This is a genomic window from Streptomyces sclerotialus (assembly GCF_040907265.1).
Lineage (GTDB): Bacteria > Actinomycetota > Actinomycetes > Streptomycetales > Streptomycetaceae > Streptomyces > Streptomyces sclerotialus.
Genome location: NZ_JBFOHP010000002.1, coordinates 7927716 through 7942186, shown reverse-complemented (window position 1 = coordinate 7942186; position 14471 = coordinate 7927716). Strand labels below are relative to the sequence as shown.

Annotated in this window: 13 protein-coding genes; 5 read left to right on the top strand and 8 right to left on the bottom strand. The window is 72.8% G+C overall.

The annotated features are described in order from the left end of the window. Positions 1–2 precede the first annotated feature (2 nt). Complete coding sequence (locus AAC944_RS34975) at positions 3–608, top strand: helix-turn-helix domain-containing protein (protein ID WP_030613698.1); 606 nt, start codon at positions 3–5, stop codon at positions 606–608. On the opposite strand, the gene AAC944_RS34970 is transcribed toward AAC944_RS34975, so the two are convergent. Continuing rightward, entirely contained in the window at positions 572–1807 is a 1236-nt protein-coding gene (locus AAC944_RS34970) for a benzoate/H(+) symporter BenE family transporter (RefSeq protein WP_037772046.1), read from the bottom strand. The two genes, AAC944_RS34975 and AAC944_RS34970, sit on opposite strands and share 37 nt — an antisense overlap. Positions 1808–1940: 133 nt before the next feature. On the opposite strand from AAC944_RS34970, the gene AAC944_RS34965 reads away from it, so the two are divergent. The 3 genes from AAC944_RS34965 to AAC944_RS34955 all read left to right on the top strand — a co-directional run bounded on the left by AAC944_RS34965 (position 1941) and on the right by AAC944_RS34955 (position 4408). Further along, the gene (locus tag AAC944_RS34965) at positions 1941–2498 is read left to right on the top strand and encodes a helix-turn-helix domain-containing protein (RefSeq protein ID WP_030613678.1); all 558 of its coding nucleotides are present in this window, start codon (positions 1941–1943) and stop codon (positions 2496–2498) included. 58 nt (positions 2499–2556) lie between these two features. After that, positions 2557–3141 (top strand): nucleosidase, encoded by a 585-nt coding sequence (locus tag AAC944_RS34960; protein WP_030613676.1) that lies wholly within the window; start codon positions 2557–2559, stop codon positions 3139–3141. 145 nt (positions 3142–3286) lie between these two features. Beyond that, positions 3287–4408 (top strand): NADH:flavin oxidoreductase, encoded by a 1122-nt coding sequence (locus AAC944_RS34955; protein WP_030613673.1) that lies wholly within the window; start codon positions 3287–3289, stop codon positions 4406–4408. Between the two features lie 32 nt (positions 4409–4440). Here the strand turns inward: AAC944_RS34955 and AAC944_RS34950 are convergent, their stop codons facing one another. The 4 genes from AAC944_RS34950 to AAC944_RS34935 form a co-directional block, all read right to left on the bottom strand. Continuing rightward, on the bottom strand, positions 4441–5352 hold the full coding sequence (locus AAC944_RS34950; protein ID WP_368396659.1) for an alpha/beta hydrolase fold domain-containing protein: 912 nt from the start codon (positions 5350–5352) through the stop codon (positions 4441–4443). A 110-nt stretch (positions 5353–5462) separates the two neighbouring features. Further along, positions 5463–6932 carry an APC family permease gene (locus tag AAC944_RS34945; RefSeq protein WP_030613667.1) on the bottom strand — a complete coding sequence of 490 codons (1470 nt, stop codon included), beginning with the start codon at positions 6930–6932 and terminating at the stop codon, positions 5463–5465. Positions 6933–7345: 413 nt separating this feature from the next. Beyond that, positions 7346–8506, bottom strand: a complete 1161-nt coding sequence (gene pstS, locus AAC944_RS34940; protein WP_051871692.1) for a phosphate ABC transporter substrate-binding protein PstS — start codon at positions 8504–8506, stop codon at positions 7346–7348. 108 nt (positions 8507–8614) lie between these two features. Then, the gene (locus tag AAC944_RS34935) at positions 8615–9220 is read right to left on the bottom strand and encodes a flavodoxin family protein (RefSeq protein WP_030613661.1); all 606 of its coding nucleotides are present in this window, start codon (positions 9218–9220) and stop codon (positions 8615–8617) included. Between the two features lie 216 nt (positions 9221–9436). Here AAC944_RS34935 and AAC944_RS34930 point away from each other — a divergent pair, with 216 nt between their 5' ends. Continuing rightward, positions 9437–10897, top strand: coding sequence for an aldehyde dehydrogenase family protein (locus AAC944_RS34930; protein WP_030613659.1), 1461 nt, complete (start codon positions 9437–9439; stop codon positions 10895–10897). 35 nt (positions 10898–10932) lie between these two features. On the opposite strand, the gene AAC944_RS34925 is transcribed toward AAC944_RS34930, so the two are convergent. From AAC944_RS34925 to AAC944_RS34915, 3 genes are all read right to left on the bottom strand, one after another. Beyond that, complete coding sequence (locus tag AAC944_RS34925; protein ID WP_030613655.1) at positions 10933–11964, bottom strand: aminoglycoside phosphotransferase family protein; 1032 nt, start codon at positions 11962–11964, stop codon at positions 10933–10935. Between the two features lie 47 nt (positions 11965–12011). After that, positions 12012–13379 carry an MFS transporter gene (locus tag AAC944_RS34920; RefSeq protein ID WP_030613652.1) on the bottom strand — a complete coding sequence of 456 codons (1368 nt, stop codon included), beginning with the start codon at positions 13377–13379 and terminating at the stop codon, positions 12012–12014. 153 nt (positions 13380–13532) lie between these two features. Next, positions 13533–14432: a LysR family transcriptional regulator gene (locus AAC944_RS34915; protein ID WP_030613649.1), complete on the bottom strand. Its 900-nt coding sequence runs from the start codon at positions 14430–14432 to the stop codon at positions 13533–13535. Positions 14433–14471: the final 39 nt, after the last annotated feature.

Here is a 14471-nt window from a genome sequence, read left to right as displayed (position 1 = left end):
ATATGGTAGATCCACTGGTGGCACGCATCGGAGCGCGGGTTCGCGGCGAACGGGAACGGCGCGGGTGGACGCTGGCCCAGCTGGCCGACGCCTCCGGCGTCTCACGGGCGATGATCAACCGGATCGAGCGCGGCGAGAGCAGCCCGACCGCCGTCGTCCTCGGCAAGCTGTCCGGCGCCTTCCGGATCAGCGTCTCGTCGCTGATGGCGATGGCGGAGGGGACGGCGGACGGACCGGACGGCGGTACGGACGGGGGCGCGGCGGCCGAGGGGGCGGGCGGCCGTACGGGCGGCATCGCCGAGTGGCGCGACCCGGCCACCGGGTACGGCCGGCGGCAGATCTCCGGGCCCCGGTTCCCCGCCGACATCGCGGAGATCCGGCTGCCCGCCGGCGCCCGCATCCCGTACCCGGCCGAGACGTTCGCCTTCGTCCGGCAGATCGTCTGGGTGCTCGACGGCCGGCTGACGTTCCACGAGGGCGACGCGGTGCACGGGCTCGAAGCCGGCGACCGGCTCGAACTCGGCGCCCCGGCACCGTGCGCCTTCGTCAACGACAGCGCGGAGGAGTGCCGTTACGCGGTGATCCGGGTGCGTTCCGAGGAGCCCTGAGCCGAGGCCGGCGTGGCACTCGGCGTGCGCCCGGCCGAGAGGAGCACGCGCGTGAGGACGCCCGCGAGCAGGCCCCAGAAGGCCGATCCGATGCCCAGCAGGGTCACGCCGGACGCCGTGGCGAGGAAGGTGACCACGGCCGCTTCCCGCGCCGCCGGGTCGGCGACGGCGGTGGACAGCGAGCTGGTGACGGTGCCGAGCAGTCCGATGCCGGCGATGCCGAGCACCAGGGCGTGCGGCATGGCGGCGAGCAGGGACGCCACCGTGGCACCGAGGACGCCGACGCAGAGGTAGAAGATGCCGGCCCAGACGCCGGCGACGTAGCGCCTGCGGCGGTCGGGGTGCGCCTCCTCGCCGGCGCAGATGGCCGCGGTGATCGCCGCGAGGTTGAGGCCGTACGCGCCGAACGGCGCCAGCAGGAAGTTCGCGGTACCGGTCCAGGTCATGAGCGGCGAGACCGGTACGTCGTAGCCCGCACCGCGGAGGACCGCGACGCCGGGCAGGTTCTGCGAGGCCATGGTGACCACGAACAGCGGGACGCCGACGCTGACGAGGACCTTCCAGTCGAAGTCCGGCGTGACGAACACGGGCGTGGCCACGGAGAGCCGTATCCGGCCGGGGTGCCAGCCGCCCGTGAAGAGCGTGGCGACGACGCCGGCGGCCAGGGCGAGCAGTACGGCGTAGCGGGGCAGCAGCCGGCGGCCCAGCAGGTACGCGACGAACATCGGGAAGGCCACGGCGAAGCTGCTGTGCATGGTGGTGAAGAGGCCGGTGCCGAACTGGAAGAGCACTCCGGCCAGCAGCGCCGCCGCCAGCGGTACGGGGATGCGGTTCATGGCGCGCGCGAACCAGCCGGTGACCCCGCTGACCAGGATGAGCAGTGCGGAGAAGAGGAAGGCGCCGACGGCCTGCGCCATGGAGACCCCGCTGAGGCCGGTGGTCAGGAGCGCGGCGCCCGGGGTGGACCAGGCGGTCACCACGGGCGCGCGGTAGCGCACGGACAGGCCGATGCAGGTGCAGGCGAGCCCCACGCCGAGGGCGAGCATCCAGGAGGAGATCTCGCGGGAGTCGGCGCCGGCCGCCTTGGCCGCGGTGAAGACGAGAGCGGCCGAGCTGGTGACGCCGACCAGCACCGCGATCAGTCCGGCGACCACTGCCGAGGGCGGGGCGGCAGCGCGTATTCGAGCCATCAGGGACATCGCTTCCAGGGTTCTGTGCCAGGCTGTTCTGTTTACGGAACGTTCTGTTCACGGAACAGTAGAGAGTAGGCTGGTCACCCGTCAACGGCCTCCCGGACACGGGCGCCGGCACGGGTGAAGAGGAGCGGAGGGTATGGGCCTGAACGACGAGGTGGGGCGCCGGCTCCGGGAGCTCCGCCAGCAGCAACGCCTGTCCCTCTCCGAACTGGCCCGGCGCTCCGGCGTCGGCAAGGGAACGCTCTCCGAACTGGAGGGCGGGCAGCGCAACCCCACCCTGGAGACCCTCTACGCCCTCACCACCGCACTGAACAGCCCGCTCAGCGCCGTCCTCAGCGACCACCCCCGGCACGCCTTCCAGGCACAGGACGAGGGCGTCTCGGGCAGCGCCGTCACCGCGGCCCTCATCGAGCGCTTCGAGGAGCCTCCGGCCGCCACCGACATCTTCCGCATCCGCATCGCCGCCGGCAGCGTCCAGGAGTCGGCCGCGCACATCACGGACACGTCGGAGAGCCTGATGGTGCTGACCGGTACGGCGGTGGTGGGCGACCCGGCGGAGCCGCAGACGGCGGGGCCGGGCGAGTACGCGCACTGGCGCGCCGACACCCCGCACCTCTACAGCGCCCCGGACGGCGACGTGCACGGCATCCTCTTCGTCCGCTACCCGCACGCGGCGCCGGTCCGCAGCACCTGACCTGCGGTACCGCGGCCCCGCCGCAGAGCGGTGGGGCGTGCGCGGTTAACGTGACGGCATGGAACTCATAGGTGAGATAACCGCCGACCGCCCGCTGCTCGTCGTCGCCCTCAAGGAGGAGGCGCAGTTCCTCGGGGCCGGTCTTCCGGTCCTGCTCACCGGCATGGGCAAGGTCAACGCGGCGACCGCGCTGGCCACCGTACTGGCACGCGGCACCCTCCCCTCGGGCATCGTCAACCTGGGCACGGCCGGCGCGCTGCGCCCGGGGCTGCGGGGCACCCACGTCATCAGCTCCGTGATCCAGCACGACCTGGACAGCGAACTGCTGGCCACGCTGACGGGCGAGATCACGGGCGCGCCCCTGGACCTGGCCGACGCGGGCGGACCGGTGCTCGCCACGGGCGACTCCTTCATCGCCGACGACGCGGCCCGTGACCGGCTGGCGGCGCGGGCCGCGCTGGTGGACATGGAGGGATACGCGCTGGCGCACGTCGCGCTCCAGGCCGACGTGCCGGTGCGCCTCGTCAAGCACGTCAGCGACGAGGCGGGGGACGGCGCCGACCGGACGTGGCAGGAAACGGTGGCGGCCTGCGCCCGCGAACTGGCCGCCTGGGCGGCGGAGAACATCCCGGCACACACCTGAGGCGCCCCGGCGCGCCTTCCCGGGCGGATGTGACGAAGGCCACGCAAGAAAGCGGATGGTGACTCCGGTTCGCCGTTGTTCCGGACTGTGGAACGTCGCCTGCCTGCGGCGTTCTGCCACCGCTTCCCGACCGAGGAGAACCGACGTGACATCCAGTGACCCCGCCGCCCGGGCGGCTCAGGTGCTCTCCCGCCCCTTCGCACTGGGCGGGCTCACCGTGCCCAACCGCATCGCCATGGCGCCGATGACCCGCGAGTTCTCGCCGGGCGGCGTCCCGGGCGCCGACGTCGCTGACTACTACGCGCGCCGGGCCGCCGGCGGCGTCGGCCTGATCATCACCGAGGGTACGTACGTCGACCACCCGGCCGCCGGCACCAGCGGCGCCGTCCCCCGCTTCCACGGCGAGGACGCGCTCGGCGGCTGGCAGCGGGTGGTGGAGTCGGTGCACGCGGCGGGCGGCACGATCATGCCGCAGCTGTGGCACGTCGGCATGGCCCGGGAAGCGGGCGCACCGCCCTTCCCCGACGCCCCGCCGTCCGGCCCGTCCGGCCTCGCCCTCGACGGCACGCCGTCCGGGCACACCATGACGCAGCAGGACCTCGACGACGTGATCGCGGCGTTCGCCGAGGCGGCGCGCGCGGCCGAGCGCATCGGCTTCGACGGGATCGAGCTGCACGGTGCGCACGGCTACCTCATCGACCAGTTCCTGTGGGCGGGCACCAACCGGCGCACCGACGCCTACGGCGGCGACCTGGTGGCGCGTACCCGTTTCGCCGCCGAGATCGTCGCGGCCTGCCGGGAAGCGGTCTCGGCCGACTTCCCGATCCTCTTCCGGATGTCGCAGTGGAAGATGAACAACTACGAGGCCCGCCTCGCCGACACCCCGGAGGAGCTGGACTCCGTCGTCGCGCCGCTCACCGCCGCCGGCGTGAGCGCCTTCCACGCCTCGACGCGCCGCTACTGGCTGCCGGAGTTCGAGGACTCCGACCTCAACCTCGCCGGGTGGGTCAAGAAGCTCTCCGGCCGCCCGACGGTGACCGTCGGCTCCGTCGGCCTCGACAACGAGTTCATCCAGGCGTTCAAGGGCGAGCAGGCCGGCGTCACCGGCATCGACCGCCTGCTGGACCGCATGGAGCGCGACGAGTTCGACCTCGTGGCCGTGGGCCGGGCGCTCCTCGGCGACCCGGAGTGGGCCGCCAAGATCTTCGAAGGCCGTACCGACGAGCTCGTACCGTTCGACGCCTCGATGCTGCGCACGCTGAGCTGAGCGCCTGCGATGGAGCCTTCGGGCCCGTCCCCTCACCGGTCGGCGAGCGATGCCCCGGCGGGGACGGGCAGGGAGGCGAGCAGGTGGCGGCGGGCCTGGTGGCCCTCGGTGGTGGGCCACAGCGGGTAGACGTGGATCTGCCCCTCGGCCTCGGCGAGGTCCACCTCGACGCCCTCGGCCGTCGCCCGGTCACGGAAGCGGCGGGCGTCGGCGATGAGGATGTCGCGGGTACCGGCGAACACCGTCGTACGCGGCAGGTCCGCCAGGCTGCCGTTCAGCGGGCTCACCCAGGGGTGGGCGAGTTCCAGGTCGCCGGCCCACAGCGAGCCGCAGTACCGCAGCGCCTCGGTCGCCAGCATGGGATCGTGCGGCTGCACCTCCGCGATGTCCGGGTTGCCCGTCGCGGCGTCCAGCCAGGGCGAGATCAGCACCAGCTCGTCCGGCGGGGTGCCGCCGGTGTCCCGCAGCCGCTGCGCCAGCGTCACGGCCAGCCCGCCGCCCGCCGAGTCGCCCATGAAGACGGTGGGGAGCCCGCCGTCCGCGGTGAGCCGGCCCGCCAGTGCGGTGAGGTCGGGGATGACCGTGGAGGCCGTACCGCGCGGCGCGAGCGGGTGCACCGGGACGGTCACGCGTGCCGCCCCGCTGGTCGCGAGCTGCTCGATCAGGTTCCAGTGGTTGTCGCCGATCTCCTCGATGTAGGCACCGCCGTGGAGGTACATGACCTGGACACGCGCGGCGCCGTCCCGCGGGACGACCTCGTAGCAGGGCCATCCGTGCCGGAAGTGGGCGGTCACCCGGCAGTGCCGGTCCAGCCGCTTGGGCGGCCCGAAGGCGGCGGGCCGGCGCTGCTGCCGCTCGACCTTCCGCCGGACCTCGTCCACATCGCGGTACCCCATCTTGTGCCCCAACGCCGACGCGACGAGCAGCAGGGCTCGGCTGCTCAAGCTGGGCACGGCGCCACCTCCCTCTTCACGTGTGACTCGCGATCCTTCGTGCACAGACGCGTTCCACACAGCGCGGCCGGGAAACCGGTCGCCGGGGGCCTGGCATCCGTTCAGGACTCCAGAGGCTCCTCGGTCCGGGTGTCCTCCGGGAGGGTCACCAGCCAGTGGGTGTCCTGACGGGGGCGGAGGTAGCAGGCCCAGTACAGGGTCGCCGCGGCCATGATGCCGCCGGTCCACAGCAGGTACTGCGTCTCCTGCCGGCTGAGGATGTAGACGAGGACCACGATCAGCAGCAGCGGCACCGCCGGCCACAGCGGCATCCGCCAGGCGGCCGTCTTCTGGTGCACCCCGCGCCGGGCGGCGAGCGCCGCGACCGCGACGAGCAGGTACATGCCCGAGACGGAGACACCGGTGACGCCGTAGAGCGTGTCGAGGTCGACGAAGCACAGGGCCGCGCCAGGCAGGCCGACGACCAGGGTCGCGACCCATGGGGAGCCGAAGCGGCCGAGCCGGGACAGCGCGTCGTTGACCGGCTGGGGCCAGGCCTTGTCACGCGCTGAGGCGAACAGCACCCGGGAATTCTGGATGACCATGACAATCCCGGCGTTGATGATCGCCAGGGCGACACACAGGCTGACGAAGGTGCCGACCGCCGAGTTGCTCCACGCGGTGACCATGGTGCTGATGTCGCCGGAGGTCAGCGCCTCGATGTCCGGGGCGCCGAGGGTGATGGCGATGACCGGTACGAGGATGACGGCGGCCGATATCGCCAGCGTGGCCAGCACGGTGCGGGCGACGTTGCGGCGCGGGTCCGCCAGCTCCTCCGAGAGGTAGACCGCGGTGGAGAAGCCCTGGGTCACGAAGAGGGCGATGGCCAGGCCGGAGACGACGAGCAGGGCGGTGACGGGGCCCGGGGCGCCGTCCGGCCCTGCGACGGTGCCGTGCAGCAGGGCGGCGCCGCCGCGCTCGGTGTGCGCGAAGCCGAGGACCGCGACGACACCCGCCGCGATGACTTCGAGGACCAGGAAGATGCCGGTGATCCAGGCGTTCGCGCGCAGGTCGAGCAGGCCGGCGAGGGTGGCGAGCAGCATCACCGCGGCACCGGCGACCGGGGCCGGGACGTGCACCACGGGGGCGAGGTAGTCGGCCGTACCCATGGCGATCACCGGCGGCACGATCATCACGACCAGCAGCGACAGGACGAACACCAGCCAGCCGGCCAGCCGCCCGGTCAGCGTCGAGACCATGGCGTACTCGCCGCCCGCACTCGGGATCAGGGTGCCCAGCTCGGAGTAGCAGAACGCCACCGCGATGCAGAGAACGGAACCGATCGCGATGGTCAGGGCGGTGGCCGTGCCCAGATCGGCGAAGAGGTCGGGCACCACGACGAAGAGCGTGGAGGCGGGCGTGACGCAGGACAGGGTCAGCAGCGTGCCGCCGACGACGCCGATCGAACGCTTGAGGGTACGCGCACCGTCCGGGGCGGAGGCGTCGGCGGGCGGGCCCGCGGCACCGGCGTTGCCGGCAGCGGGTGCGTCGAGGCGGTCGCCTGCGGGTGGCTGGCTGAGGATGTCGGTCATGGAGCGGTTCCGATCGACTGGGCGTGGCGTGTGCTGGCGGGAGCGTTATCGCCTCCGTGGACGGCTGTGTCGTGCGTTCGCCGGGCTCCCGGCGGACATGGAAGCCCGACGAGATCCGGAGCGTCAACCCTCTTTCGCGTGCGGAATTCGTCGCCCACTGGAGACCTGGTTGCGCTTTCCGCAATACGCGACAGCGGCTGACGTTTGCGGTGTCGACAGCGGAGCCGCACGGCAACCTTCGAATCTGCGGCCACTCCGACCAGAATTCCTGAGATACGCAGGCAATCCGCGGTCCAAGACGTGCTTGGACCGCGCCCGGACACACGACTACGGGAACCGCAGACCGGCCACCCCGATCAATTCCCCAGGTCAGGCACGTTCCCCGCGCATGGCCATGACCGCCCCGCCCGCCGTCAGGAGATGCCGCTCAGCTTGTCGCGGACCCTGTCCATGATCTTGGCGGGGAGGGTGGCGTAGCCCTGGAAGGAGAGGTCCTGCTGGCCCTCGGCGCCGGCGCTGTACGTGAGGAAGGCTTTGGTGGCCGGCCAGGTCGCCGCCTTGTTTCCCTTGTCGCAGACGATCTCGTACGTGACCATCGCGATCGGGTACGCGCCTGCGGCCTTGGTCGTGTGGTCCAGGGCGAGGACCAGGTCGCCTCCGGAGCCGGTGGTCTTCGCGCCCGCGAGCGCCTTCGACGCGTTGACGACGGTGGCGTGGACCGGCGCGGAAGCGCCGGTGTCGATCGCGGCGGTGGAGAGCGACCGCTGGATCGCGGAGGCGAGTTCCACGTACCCGATGGCGCCGCGGGTCTTCTTCACCTCGGCGGCCAGCTCCGACGAACCGTCGGCGGACGCCCCGCCCTTGGCCGGCCACCGCTGGCTGTGCGGGTGCGGCCAGGCGTCCGGAGTGGCGGCGTGCAGGTAAGCGGTGAGGTTGTCGGTCGTACCGGAGGCGTCGGAGCGGTGCACCGTCTTGATCGGGGTGGCGGGCAGGTCGGCCTTCGGGTTCAGCTCGGCGATCGCCGGATCGTTCCACTTCGTGATCTTCGCGTCGAAGATCCGGGCGAGGGTGGGGGCATCCAGTACGAGCTCGTCGACGCCCGGCAGGTGGTATCCGATCGCGATCGGGCCGCCGAGCATCGGCAGGTGGACCGCGCGGCCGCCGTCCGCACAGGTCTTCTTGGAGCGGGCGAGCTGCGCGGGGCGCAGCGCGGAGTCCGAGCCGGCGAAAGCGGTGCGGCCGGCCAGGAAGTCGGCCTGTCCGGCGCCGGACCCGGAGTCCTCGTAGTCGATCCGGGTGTCCTTGCAGGCCTTCTGGTAGTTCCTGATCCAGAACCGCATGGCGTTGTGCTGCGCGGTCGAGCCGGAGGCCCGCACCGTGGCGGCCTTGCCGCACCGCACGGCGCCGCCGGACGAGGCGGTACGGGAGCCGGCAGCGCTGGGCCCTGACGCGCTGGAGGACTCACCGGATGCCGGGGAGTCGTCGGAACCGCAGGACGCGAGGGCCAGTACACCCGAGAGGGCCGCCACTCCGGCGGCGAGGGGGCGCAGGCCCCGGTGGCGCTGTGCTGTCACGGTCGTGCACTCCTAGGGAGCTCGGCGAGGCATTGCGGTGGGGAACGGCGGGAACGGCGGCATCGGGCCGGGCGCGGGAGCTGGCCCGGCGGGATGAGTACGGCGGGGTCAGGACGGCGGGGCCGGGAGGGGGTGCGCGGCGAGGGCGCGGGCCGTGTGGACCAGGTTGGCGGCCATGGCGCGGGCGGTGGAGGCGGACCAGTCGTGGCCGCGGGCCTCGTCGAGGTAGTCGGGGCCCGGACCGGGGCCGAGGTGCCAGTAGGTCCAGCTCTGGCCGGGGATCGTGTAGCCGATGTCGACCAGCGCGCCGTTGATCTCGCTGATGACGTGGTGGGCGCCGTCCTCGTTACCCGTCACGACGACGCCGGCCACGCGGTTGAAGGCGACGGGGCGGTCCTGCTCGTCGGTCTCGCCGAGCATCGCGTCCATGCGTTCCAGCACCCGCTGCGCCACGGAGGAGGGGCGGCCCAGCCAGGTCGGCGAGGCGATGATCAGGATCTGTGCGTCCACGATCTTCTCGCGCACCGAGGGCCAGTCGTCGCCCTCCCCCATGTCGCTCTCGACGCCGGGGCGGAGGTCCAGGTCGACGGCCCGGACCGTGCGCGAGGTGACGCCGTACGTGTCCAGGGCCTTGACCACGACGTCGGCGAGGGCTTCGGTGTTCGACGGCTGAGGGGAGGGTTTGAGGGTGCAGTTGATCACAAGGGCGCGCATGGTGCGTCTGTACCCCGGTGCGGCGCCGGCCTCCGGGGCGGGGCGGGGTCTTCACCCGCACGGCCCGTGCCCGGATCTTGACATTCGGGATAACCGGAAGCAGCATTTCCCCGTTGAGTGAACGAAAGTTCACTCTGCGAACGACTCGAACGAGGGCGATCCGCACCGCCCGCCCCCACTTCCCCCGCCCGCCGGCAATAAAGGATCATTGACCCCATGGCCAGCACCCGTGAACTGTTCATCGGCGGCAAGGACGTGCCCGCCGCCTCCGGACGTACCGCCGAGGACATCAGCCCCTTCACCGGCGAGGTGTACGCGACCGTCGCCGCCGGCGGACCCGAGGACGTCACGCGGGCCGTGGACGCCGCGGAGGCGGCCTTCCCCGCGTGGGCCGCGCTGGCGCCGTTCGCCCGCCGGGCGATCTTCCTCAAGGCGGCCGACCTGCTCGACGCCAAGGGCGAGCAGGCCGTGGAGCTGATGGCGGAGGAGGTCGGCGGCACCGCCCCCTGGGCCCACTTCAACGTCGCGCTCGCCGCCAACGTACTGCGCGAGGCCGCCGCCGCGATCACCGCGCCGCGCGGCGAGGTGCTCAGCACCCAGGAGACCGGCGCGCTCGGCATGGCGATACGCGAACCGCTCGGCGTCGTCGCGGCGTTCGCCCCCTGGAACGCGCCGCTGATCCTCGGCGTCCGCGCGGTCGCCGCGCCGCTCGCCGCCGGCAACACCGTCGTGGTCAAGCCGAGCGAGGACGCGCCGCTGGCCTGCGGGCTGTTCGTCGCCGACGTACTGCGCGAGGCGGGGCTCCCGGACGGGGTGCTGAACGTGGTCACCAACGCGCCCGAGGACGCGGCCGTCGTCGCCGAGACGCTGATCGCCGACACCCGCGTACGGGCCGTCAACTTCACCGGTTCGACCGGCGTCGGCCGGATCATCGGCACCCACGCGGCCCGGCACCTCAAGCCGGCCGTGCTGGAGCTCGGCGGCAAGAACGCGATCCTCGTCCTGGACGACGCGGACGTGGACTACGCGGTCGACGCCGTCACCTTCGGCGTGTTCATGAACGCGGGGCAGATCTGCATGTCCGGCGACCGCATCCTGGTGCACGAGAGCCTCGCCGAGGAGTTCACGCGGAAGTTCACGGCGAAGGTCGCGGCGCTTCCCACGGGTGACCCGCGCGAGCCGCACACCGTCGTCGGGCCGCTGGTCAGCGCGGCCGCGGCGGAGCGCGTCGCGGCGCTGGTGAAGGACGCGGCCGACAAGGGCGCGACGGTGCTGACGGGCGGCGGGGCGCCGGACGGCGCGGTGCACCCGGCGACCGTGCTGACCGGCGTCACCAAGGACATGGACCTCTACTACGGCGAGGCGTTCGGGCCGGTCTGCGTCATCGAGACGTTCGCCGACGACGCGGCGGCCATCGCCCTCGCCAACGACACCGAGAACGGCCTGACCTGCGGCATCATCACCGAGAACGCCACGCACGGGCTGACCGTCGCGCGCGGCATCCGCACCGGCATCGTGCACGTCAACGACCAGTCCGTCGGCGACGAGCCGCAGGCACCGTTCGGCGGCGTCAAGGACTCCGGCTACGGCCGGTTCGGCGGCCGCTGGGGCATCGAGGCCTTCTCCAGCACCCGCTGGGTCACCGTCGCGACGCAGCAGGCGCACTACCCCTTCTGACCTGGGGTCGACGTTTCCGGGCCGGCAGCCGACACCTAGGGCCGCGCTGTCGGGACCGGCTGGAGTGCGGGCCAGCGAGCGAGCATGCGTCGGCGCATGCCGGTGCTGAGGCGGCCCAGGCCGCTGAGGGAGGTGTGGTCGGCGGTCATCCGGCTGACGACGCCGAGCCGGTGGACGAGTCGTTGCCGGGCCGTCGCCGTGCCCCATTTCCAGTCCCGGTCCGGAATGCGTGCCAGGTGGTCCGTGCTCTCGCGGCGTGCCCGCTCGACCAGCGCGTCACCGCGGAGCAGCCAGCCGGCGCACGCGTCGGTGAGGCTGCCCTGCGCCTCGGCACCGGTCGCGGTGCGCCATGCCGTGCGGTACGCGTGCTCCGCCCGTTCCAGCAGCGGGGCCGGTGCCGAAGTGACACACCAGCAGGTCGGGAAGCCGATGCGCAGGTAGGCCAGCTCCGTCACACCGCTGCCCAGTGAAGCCTGCTCCAAGTCGATGAATCCGACTCCCGTGGTGGTGTGGAGGTCGTTTCCGGGACAGGGGTCACCGTGGAGGAGGGCGGCACGGCCGGGTACCTGGGCGAGCCGGTTCACGAGGGCATGGAGTTCGTCGGTGACACCGGGCTTGACGGGAACCTGGAGTGCCGCGGCCAGCCCGAGGAAAGAGGCGATGTCGGCCTGGTTCGGGCCCTGCCACCGGGGCAGTACGCCGGCGTCCTCCGGGCGGGCCGTGGCATGCAGCCGCGCCAGTGCGGCTGCATAGTCGACGATCCAGTCGCCGGCCGGGCGCCGGTGATCCAGATGCTCCAGCACCAGCACCCGCTCGCCGGGATCGGTGGCGAGCAGGGCCGGTACGACGGGCGTTTCGGCGCGGGCGGCGATCCGCAGGGCGGCCACCTCGCGGGCATATCGCTCGTCGGCATCGGGGCCGTCGACGATCTGTTTCACCACCGCCGTCGTCTCCGGCAGCTCGACACGCCACACACGCGAGCGCGGGCTGCTGTCCAGTCTGCGAGCGCGCCGGGGCAGCCCCAGCTCGGCCCGTAACTTCTCCCCGAACCTCGGTCGCAACCACATGGGCTCATCGTTCCATGCGGCGGCACGGGCTCGGGGGTCCGTCACCGTCAGGCCCGTACCCCGGGGGAGCTGTCGAGGGGTGCGGGGCGGTCGCCGCCCCGCACCCCTCGCGCGAGCGGGACCAGCGCGATGGCCGCGGCGCCGAGGAGGCCGGCCGCGGCGAAGGCGGTGAAGCCCCAGGTCTGGCTGCCGGTGGTGGCGAGGATGCCGATGAGCCAGGGGCCGAAGGCGGCGCCCGTCCGGCCGACACCGGTGACCATGCCGAGCCCTGCGGCGCGTTCGCTGTCGCGGTAGACGGTGTCGGTGACGGCGTAGACCATGACCTGCGCGCTGAAGAGCCAGACACCGGTGAGGGCGACGACGGCGTACGTGACGCCGAGCGGCAGGTGCGACTTCAGGAGCAGCGCGCCGGCCGCGGTGAGGGCGAACCAGAGCGCGGAGATCCGTACGGCGCCGAAGCGGTCGGCGGCGCGGCCCGCGACGAACATGCCGACGATGCCGCCGCCGTTGATCACCATCAGGAAGGTGACGGAGGAGCTGAGGCCGTAGCCGGAGTCGCGCATCATCTGGGGCAGCCAGGTGGACACGCCGTACACCAGGACCAGGCCGCAGAAGGAGGCCAGCCACAGCAGGAGGGTGGCCCAGCGGGATTCCGGGCGGAAGAGGGCACGGACGGCGGCCAGCCGCCCCTTGGCGCCGGCGGCCGGGGCCTGGACGGCGGTGGGCCGCGGCAGGCGGTAGCGGTCGGCGACGGCGTCGGCGCGTGCGCGGTCGCCGCGGGCGAGGAGCACGCCGGGCGACTCGGGGAGGTACTTCAGGAGCAGGGGCACGGCGATGACGGCGGGCAGCACCCCGGCCCAGAAGACGGCCCGCCAGCCCGCCGCGGGGGCGAGCCCGAGGCCGATGCCGGTCGCCGCCATGCCGCCCGCGTGGTACGAGGACATCAGCAGGCCGGTGGTGAGGGCCGCGCGGCCCGGCGGCGCGAACTCCAGGACCATGGCGAGGGCGAGCGGCGTGAGGCCGCCGAGGCCGATGCCCGCGACGAACCGGCCGGCGCCGAAGACGGCCGGGCCCGCGGCGACGGCGCAGACCGCGGAGCCGAGGGAGAAGAGCACGACGCTGGCGACGAGCGTGGGGCGGCGGCCGAGCCAGTCGGTGACGTTGCCGGCGGCGAGCGCGCCGAAGAACATGCCGAAGGCCGTCCAGCTGCCGATCGAGCCGGCGCTCGCCGGGGTGAGGCCGAGACCGGGGTCGTCCAGCATGTGCGGCATGACGGCGCCGTAGATGTTGACGTCCATCCCGTCGAAGAAGACCGCCAGCCAGCAGAGCGCCAGGACCGGGAAGACCGTGCGGAAGGTGTGCGGCGGGCGGTCGGAGGACGGGCGGCCTGGCCCGGACATGCCGGAGGAAGTCATGGGTGTCCCTGGAGTCTGTGCGGCTCTGGCGTCCGCAGCAACGCGGTCGTTCCGTACGGCTCGTGCAGGGCGTGCACACCGGCACGCCGTTCGCCAGGTGAAATCTCATTCACCAGGTGAGTGGCATGAGTGTCAGGGCCCGCCCGGCGGCTGTCAATGGCCGGCCGTGAGCAGACCGGCGACCGTGGCGCGCAGCCACTCCACCGCGGGCGCGGGAAGCGTCCTGCGGTACGTGTAGAGCGCGACCTCGGCGGTGGGGATGCCGAAGGGCAGGGTGAAGGTACGCACCGGCGCCGCACGGGTGAAGGAGCGTACGGCGCGGCTCGGCACGACCGCCAGGTACCCGGTACGCGCGACCAGTTCGGGCAGCACGGCGAAGTGCGGTACGTGGGCCACGATGTCGCGCGGGTGGCCGAGCCGGGCCAGCACCTGGTCGGCGTCGGCATGGCCGGCCGCGGCCGCGACGGCGATGTGCCGCTCGGCCAGGTACTCCCCCAACTCCGGCCGGTCGCCGATGCGCGGGTGGTCCTCCGCGCACAGCCCGACGTAGCGCTCCTGGAACAGCGGGTCGCGGCGGAGGTCGGCCGCGTCGATGCGGGGTGTGCAGATCACCGCGTCGGCCCGGCCCTGGCGCAGCTCCTGGGCGGCGGCTGCAAAGTCCAGCGGGGCGACCTCCATCCGGCAGTGCGGCGCGCGGGTCTCCAGCTCCGCGAGCACGGCCGGGAGCAGGATCAGTTCGCCGAGGTCGGTGGCGCAGAGCCGGAAGGTGCGCCGGGAGGTCAGCGGGTCGAAGGCGGCCGTGCCGGACACGGTCTCCGTGATCACCTCCAGCGCCTGGCGCAGCCGTGGGTACATCCGCTCCGCGGTCTCCGTCGGGCGCAGTCCGTCGGCGGACCGGACGAACAGCTCGTCACCGAAGTGCCGGCGCAGCCGCCGCAGGGCGTGGCTGGCCGAGGGCTGGGTGAGGAAGAGGGCCTGCGCGGTCCGGGTGACGCTCCGGGTCTCGTAGAGCAGCACGAAGGTCTTCACGAGGTTGAGGTCCAGGTCCGTCACGGCGCAGACCCTAGGGCACGGCAGCGGCCCCGCATAGAT